At 32.1% G+C, this 7305-nt stretch carries 9 protein-coding genes; 2 read left to right on the top strand and 7 right to left on the bottom strand.

Features of this window, described 5'->3' with window-relative positions:
* The first annotated feature begins 310 nt into the window (after positions 1-310).
* Positions 311-649, top strand: coding sequence for a hypothetical protein (locus ACQY56_RS02550; RefSeq protein WP_428739189.1), 339 nt, complete (start codon positions 311-313; stop codon positions 647-649).
* A gap of 43 nt (positions 650-692) precedes the next feature.
* Here the strand turns inward: ACQY56_RS02550 and ACQY56_RS02545 are convergent, their stop codons facing one another.
* From ACQY56_RS02545 to ACQY56_RS02520, 6 genes are all read right to left on the bottom strand, one after another.
* Positions 693-887: a hypothetical protein gene (locus ACQY56_RS02545; RefSeq protein WP_428739188.1), complete on the bottom strand. Its 195-nt coding sequence runs from the start codon at positions 885-887 to the stop codon at positions 693-695.
* Between the two features lie 30 nt (positions 888-917).
* On the bottom strand, positions 918-1256 hold the full coding sequence (locus tag ACQY56_RS02540; protein WP_428739187.1) for a hypothetical protein: 339 nt from the start codon (positions 1254-1256) through the stop codon (positions 918-920).
* A 63-nt stretch (positions 1257-1319) separates the two neighbouring features.
* On the bottom strand, positions 1320-1880 hold the full coding sequence (locus ACQY56_RS02535) for a ribonuclease HII (RefSeq protein ID WP_428739186.1): 561 nt from the start codon (positions 1878-1880) through the stop codon (positions 1320-1322).
* The gene (locus tag ACQY56_RS02530) at positions 1865-3421 is read right to left on the bottom strand and encodes a response regulator (protein WP_428739185.1); all 1557 of its coding nucleotides are present in this window, start codon (positions 3419-3421) and stop codon (positions 1865-1867) included. Before ACQY56_RS02530 ends, ACQY56_RS02535 begins: the two co-directional genes overlap by 16 nt.
* Positions 3422-3424: 3 nt before the next feature.
* Entirely contained in the window at positions 3425-3799 is a 375-nt protein-coding gene (locus tag ACQY56_RS02525; protein WP_428739184.1) for a response regulator, read from the bottom strand.
* The gene (locus ACQY56_RS02520) at positions 3799-5130 is read right to left on the bottom strand and encodes a methyl-accepting chemotaxis protein (protein WP_428739966.1); all 1332 of its coding nucleotides are present in this window, start codon (positions 5128-5130) and stop codon (positions 3799-3801) included. Before ACQY56_RS02520 ends, ACQY56_RS02525 begins: the two co-directional genes overlap by 1 nt.
* A gap of 170 nt (positions 5131-5300) precedes the next feature.
* Between ACQY56_RS02520 and ACQY56_RS02515 the strand changes: the two genes are divergently transcribed.
* A complete protein-coding gene (locus ACQY56_RS02515; RefSeq protein WP_428739183.1) occupies positions 5301-6119 on the top strand; it encodes a TIGR01777 family oxidoreductase in 819 nt (272 codons plus the stop codon).
* Here the strand turns inward: ACQY56_RS02515 and ACQY56_RS02510 are convergent.
* Positions 6108-7172 (bottom strand): DUF4143 domain-containing protein, encoded by a 1065-nt coding sequence (locus ACQY56_RS02510; RefSeq protein ID WP_428739182.1) that lies wholly within the window; start codon positions 7170-7172, stop codon positions 6108-6110. The genes ACQY56_RS02515 and ACQY56_RS02510 overlap by 12 nt on opposite strands.
* Between the last annotated feature and the right edge of the window lie 133 nt (positions 7173-7305).

Raw genomic sequence — 7305 nt, 5'->3', positions numbered from 1 at the left:
TCTTTAAAAGAGTATGCTAATAAGTTAGCGTCTTTTGATATATTGTATGAAGGTTATAGCTGTCCAAATTGTAAAAAGAAATTATTGTCAAAAAAAATAGGTTGGTTATTGACATTGTTATATTATATATTTTTCCCAATTTTGACATTTGAATCTAGTAGGGATTGGTATTATTCATATTTTAATAATGTTTTTTATGAAATAGGATTTATATTTTTGTATATGTTTACAATAACATATATATCGTGGTTTTTGATAACAAGAATTTGTCAAAAAAATAATTAAGGCATAAGACCTACTAGGAGATATGATGTACGCAGGCACACTAAGTTACTTTGCACAACTACAAGCACAGTCACAACTCTCAGCTCTTGCATCTAAAGTAAAAACAGGTCTCATTGCTTCAAAGGGTATATTTGGGTACGAGCCAAAGATAACATACCTTTTTGGATTACCAAGAACTATAAGTAGTGGTGGTATACATTTAGATATAGAGTATACAACAGTAGGAAGATCACTAGATAATAGCCAACAAAAAACTATAGACTACGCTATACAAACAGGACCAATAGGTTCAGCTCTTGAACATCAAGTTCCTAAACAAATGGAATTGGGAAAACTCTACACTTCCTATAATGACGGTGTTTGACGGAATTTAGTATCCCATCATCTGCACCATCTTAACTATTTAATCAAAAAGAAAAGTTCAAGTTGTCCATCAAAGAGGTTTTATTTTTTAAACGAAGTTCTTCAAGTATCAAGTTTTCTGCTTCTTCTGAAAACTCAATGTTTTCTATGTTTAACACATCAGAATCACTCTCTGAGTATAAAAAGGCTTGATCGCCTTGTAGGTGAATCTCTAAATCATTTATCTGTAAAAATCTCATCACGAGATGATAACCTACAAGTACTTTATTTTAGTTTAGTGTTTGATATTTATGGCTTAAAACGGCTCTGTATTCCTCGTAAATGTTTTCTAAAGATTGAGCATGAAACATCTTAAGTATTTCCCTTGCAAAATCTAGAGGGTAATCGATATGATTGCCCTCATCACGTTTAAAAACCTCTTCTAAAACTGCATACATTTTGTCATAAATTTCTGGATTTTCCTCTTTAAGTCTTTCTAAATTTTCCTGAACTTTAATCAATGTAGCATCATTAAACTCACCACGTTGATGAATCCCTTTTCTAATCTCAACATACTCACGTAGATCTTTTTTATTGCGAATAAAATCGGTGAATATCTCTATTAACATTTTGAACACTCCAGTTTTAACTTTAGCTATATTATAAACTATAAACGAAGCAATAGTATAGCACTAGAGATCAAAAAGTGTTGGCTCTAACGCTTTTATCTTATAACTTTTTCTATGAATAGGAGAATAACCATGCTTTTTTATAAGTTTAATATGTGCAGCAGTGGCGTATCCTTTATGTTTTTCAAATTGGTAGTTTGGATATTTTTGTGCATCAGCAATGATATTTTTATCATGAGTAACTTTAGCCAAAATAGAAGCTGCACTTACCTCTAGGACTTTGCCATCTGCTTTTATCATCGTTTGTAGGTTTGCTACACCAAAGGTTGTATTGCCATCAAAAAGATATTCTGAGGCTTTGAGATTTGCTTGAATCTCTAAAAGCGCTTCTTGCATACATTTGGATATTCCTTTTTCATCAATCTCGGTGGAGGATTTAACAACTATATGATGTTGTGTAGATTTTTTGACAAGATCAAACAACTCGTATCTCTTTTTTTCTATGATTTTTTTAGAGTCTGTAAGCCCCTCTATCAAAGGTGTATCTTCATTGAAGACGCAACCAGCGATTACAAGATCACCTGCACAACATCCACGTCCAGCTTCGTCTATTCCGCAGAGCATACTTCTGCCTCTTTTGGGAGATATACTTCAAAAAGTGCGCCATTTTCGTGATTTGATGGGATGATTTTTCCATTATGATCATCTAGGATTTTTTTTGCAACATTCAAACCAATACCCATGCCACCTTCTTCTTTATCGCTTTGGAAAGGATCGAAAATTTTTGGTAGTATATTTTCATTTATGCCACCCCCATTATCTTTAAAACGAACTACAATAAATTTATATTCATTCTCAATTGTAATCTCTAAAAGTCGTTTATTAAAATCTTCAACTTTTTTGAGTGCATCAAGAGCATTATTGAGAATAATAAGAAAGACTTGCTCAATACGCTGTTTTTGAATATTTGCAATATATTTGAACTTCTCTTTATCCATTCCAATTTTAAACACCTCATTTTGTAGGCGTATCTCAGAAATCTGCTTTGCTTTGTTATATGAGAGTGTTAGAGCAGTTATAAGTGAAGCATAAACATTTGTGGGGTGGAGTTGTTCTTTATTTTGTGCAGCAACTTCTCTCATAGACTCAACTATACTAGCGATTCGATGTACACCTTCAAGAAGAGTTTTACTATCTTCAAGAAGATAGTTTTTTTGTTGTACATTATCATCTATAGTTTGAATATCTTGAATCATTAATTCTATATTTCCACGTACATATGTTAGAGGGGTATTGATCTCATGTGTGATTCCAGCTGCCATACGTCCAATAGTTGAAAATTTTGCTTCCAATAGATTTTTATTCACCTCTTTTTCAATACGTTTTTTAAGCTTCTCCTCTTGGTTATAAAGGTCTGTAATGTCTTGATGTAAAGCGATGTACTCGATAATCTCGTTATCTTCGTTGATAATTGGGATGATAGTAGAGTATTTATAGAGTGTTGAGCCATCTTTTTTACGGTTTTTGAGTCTTCCTTTCCAAACTTTTTGATCTATAATAGTATTCCACATCTCTTTATGTACAGTTAGAGGTGTATCTGGATGTTTAATGAGACTATGTTTTTCATCTAAAAGTTCTAATTTAGAATAACCTGTCATTTGACAAAAAGCATTATTGACATAGGTAATGATACCTTGTGTATCTGTTTTTGTTACAGCAGAACTTACGTCAATAGCCCCTTTATATTCATTAAGGAGTTTCATTTTGTTGGTTAAATTGCGCTCCAATAAAACTCTATTTGTATATTTGAGAAGAAGTTTTTTTAAACGATCAAGATTTATAGGCTTAAATAAGTAACTATCTATGCCAATATCAACAGATTGTTCTGTAATCTCTTTTTCAAAAGATGATGTAATCAATAATATAGGGACATGGGGGGTAATGGCTTTAATCTTCTCTGCAAGTTCTAGACCATTTACGATTGGCATATTAAGATCAGTTAAAACAAGCTCTGGTTTATGGTTAAGAAATTGTTCATATCCCTCTTTTCCATTTGCAGCTACATATACATTTGCAAATTCAAGTTGTTTTAAAAAAAGAGAGATCATATTTCTTGAACTCTCTTCGTCTTCAACTAAGAGAATAGAAACATTTTGAAAAATCATAGTTTATTTTTTTAACACTTCTTCAATTTTTTTTCCTAAATCATCCAAAGATGAAAAAGGTTTCATAATATAATCAGTCGCTCCAAATCTATGCGCATTGAGTACTTTATCAAGCGTAGAGTATGCTGTCATCATGAGTACTTTAGCATCAGGAGCTTTTTCTAAAAGTTTTGGAAGAGCATCAAGCCCACTCATCTGAGGCATCATGATATCAAGAAGGATAATATCTGTGTTTTTTGATAGTGATGATATTGCTGTAACAGGATTACTAAATGTTTGCACTTTATAGTCTGTATTTCTAACAAAATATCTCTCTAACATGTTTAATATCTCATTCTCATCATCTATAATAACTATATTTTTTTTTGGTTCAGCCATTACTCTCCTTCCCCTCCCTGAAACAATGTTTTAGCGGCTTTATGCATCATCGATTTTCCACGCTCCTCAACAAGTGCATCAAGATAGCTAAATACATCTTTACTTGCATACTCGATTTTGTTGATTCTCTCTTCAATTACAGCTTTTGAACAGATCACTTTATCACCGCCACACTCATTAGCAAGAAGGTTAGCTTGTTCGTGCACTACTGAATGTGGTTGGTCAAGTTTTGCGTAAGAAGGCATAGTAGAGAAGTTCTCTTTGCCTACACCAGTGGTGTACCATTTCCCTAAACGACACTCTTTATGAGATGTTGCTTTAAAATCACTCTCTTCACCAAAGATAAGAGCATACACATTGTGTTTGTAAATAGTATGGTCTATTTTAGCAAGTGATACAAAGATTTTATCACTTAAATGTTCCACTTCAAATTGACTTCTTGAAGCATTTTCTTGGAATGATTTTATTTTTATATTTAGGTCTGCAATTTTTTCTTTTGTATCTATAACGATAGTATTGACCTCATTTGTACTCTCTTCAGCTTGATGTGTTTCTTGCTGCATCGCTTTTACAACTAAAGAGATATCTTTTGTAGCGGTTGCAGTTTTTTCAGCTAGTTTTCTTACTTCATCAGCAACTACGGCAAATCCACGTCCATGTTCACCAGCACGAGCAGCTTCAATAGCAGCATTAAGTGCGAGTAAATTTGTTTGATCTGCAATATCTTGAATGAGGGTGATAACAGTTGATATCTCACCACTACGTTCATTCAGTGAGTTCATACCATTAAGATTGTTTTCCATATGTTGTGTTAATAGATCCATTGCAGAAGATGATTGAACGATTAATGAAAGTCCATCTTTTGACTCATCAGCTATGTTTACAGCCTCTTCTTTCATTATTTTTAATTCATCTAACATCTGTGAAAAAGTTTGTTGTGTATCTACTAAGGCTGTGTTGATAGCTGTTTGGTGAAGAGATAAGATATTGCTATCACGAGTATCTCTCATATCTACTTTTTTGATACTATACAGAGTCCCTTTTGAACTAGTCATTGGTTGAGAAGTTACTTTACCAGTACAATGATTTAACTCTACAATATCATTGTTTTTTTGTAACTCTCTTGCAAGGAGTTCATGCTCCTCAATCATTAACTCAGCATTTTTATTTTCATAAATATACTTACCTGATGCATCAAGTGCAACAATCATCTCATCTTGAGCAAAACTTGCTATCTCTTTATAAAAATTCACTTCTGTTTCAAGAGCTTTTATAGTCTCTTGTAACTCTTGTATTTTTAGTTGATCACTATTATTTTTTGAAAAAAACATATCTCAAACTACCTCCCCACAGATGAGTTTTGCTTATTCTATCATATCTTAGTTGTAAATGTGTTATAAATTATTGATAAAGTGATACTTAAATAGATATTTATAGTCAAAAAGGTTAAAAAAGATTTAGAAATAAAGTGTAATAATTGGACAAAATAAGGAGTATAACTATGAAAGTAGCTATAAGTGGTGTAAGTGGTTTTGTAGGAACACATCTCTTGAAAACATTTCCAAATTTTGTCTCTATTGCTAGAGATGATACAAAAGAACAAATTTTACAAAAGCTTCAGGATGTTGATATAGTGATAAATCTTGCAGGTGCTCCAATTATAAAAAAATGGAGTCAAGCATATAAAAAAGTATTGATCTCAAGTAGAGTTGAAACAACAAAAAAATTGGTAAGCGCTATCAATGAGAGCGATGTGAAATATTTTATTTCAACTTCTGCTATTGGAGCTTATCCAGACGATGAAGTGCATGATGAGAGTTTTAATGGGTATGCCAATGATTTTTTAGGGGCACTAACAAAAGAGTGGGAACAGTGTGCTAATGAGTGTATCAAACCCACAGCAATTGTACGTTTTGGTATCGTCCTTGGCAATGATGGAGGTGCTTTAAAACAGATGCTTTTACCTTTTAAGTTAGGTGTTGGAGGGATTATCAGTGATGGAAAAATGGTGATGAGTTGGATTGATATAGACGATCTAGTTTCGATTTATCAGTTTTTGATCGGGAAAAAACTCACTGGTGTTTTTAATGCAGTAGCACCAAATCCAGTTGCAAACTATGAGTTTACAAAAACACTAGGCAGGGTTTTACATCGACCAACGATTTTCCCACTTCCTGAATTTGTTTTAAAAATCATCTATGGTGAAGCTGCAAGTGTACTGATTGGTTCAAAAGAGATATATCCAAAAAATCTAACTCAAAATGGTTTTAAGTTTAAGTATTCAACAATCAAAGAGAGTTTAGAACATCTAATCCCCTAATGCCCAAATATCAAATGGAATAATATCTACTTTTGAAAGAGGGTGAGAGACTGAACCCTCTTTAGTCATCGTGATAACTGTTATTTTTGTGATTGAGTGGGTAAATAAGAATGCTTCAATATTTTCAAGTTTTTTAAACAAACGCCGCTCATCTGCAAAAGGTTTACAAAGTATGATTTCATTGTTTTGTGGCAGATAAAAATCGATTTCATCTTCATAATAAACAGACTTAGATTTTTTTATAAGTTCCAAAAAAACCATATTTTCAAAAAGTCTACTAAAGTTTTTTTCTAAACATAGGGCTGATTTTAAAGAGGTGTCACAAAGATAGAGTTTTTTTGTCGCTTTTGTATGATCAAACTTTTCAAGTTGATGGATATATTTTTTCTCGACCAAATTTTGAAATGACTTATAGAGTTTGTCTTTTGAGATTTTTCTTTTAGCTTTGAGCCTTTCATAAATTGTAAAAGCTGAAAGTTTTTGCGAGTTAAGTTTTGCACATAGCACTAAGATATCAAACTCCATATCATCAAGTGCATTTTTTAAAATATGTTGTAGATAAATATTTCGCTCATCAGCGTAAATTTTGTGCATTATAGCGAGTCCGCCAAGTTGAAAAAAGTGATTGAGTGCTGAGGAGTCATATTTATGTTCGTACGCTAAAAACTCTTCATAATCCAAAGGGTAAAGATTTATATATTCTAACTCAGGTATATCTAATTTAAGTGCAGTAGTTATGAGCAGTTGTGAAACATTCGCAAAATCAACTCCCTTTTTATAGTTGTCTAAAACAAGAATATCAATTCTATTGTTGTGGCAAAATTGGTTGAGTAAATTATTTAATTGTTCAATATCGATTCTTATATCATCACAGTCTATATAGAGATAGCTATTTTTTTTATGAGAGAGTAAATATGATTTGACAAGTTGTGTCTTCCCACTTTTTGTAATGCCACTGATTTGATATGATTTTTCATCAATTTGTACTTTTCTATCATGAAATTTATCAAGATGCAAATCAGTTTTATAAAACTCTTCGAGTAAAATTTCCATAAATTCTCCAAAAAAGTGATTATAAAATTTTATCATTTCCTTATTAAAAGGAAATAAATTTATATATTTTTCACTTTTTAACCCCAAAATCCTTGAATTTTCTTACTATATTAAGTATAATTCCGCTCCCTTA

The organism is Sulfurimonas sp. (assembly GCF_050296975.1).
GTDB lineage: Bacteria > Campylobacterota > Campylobacteria > Campylobacterales > Sulfurimonadaceae > Sulfurimonas.
This window is presented reverse-complemented; position numbering and strand designations above follow the sequence as displayed.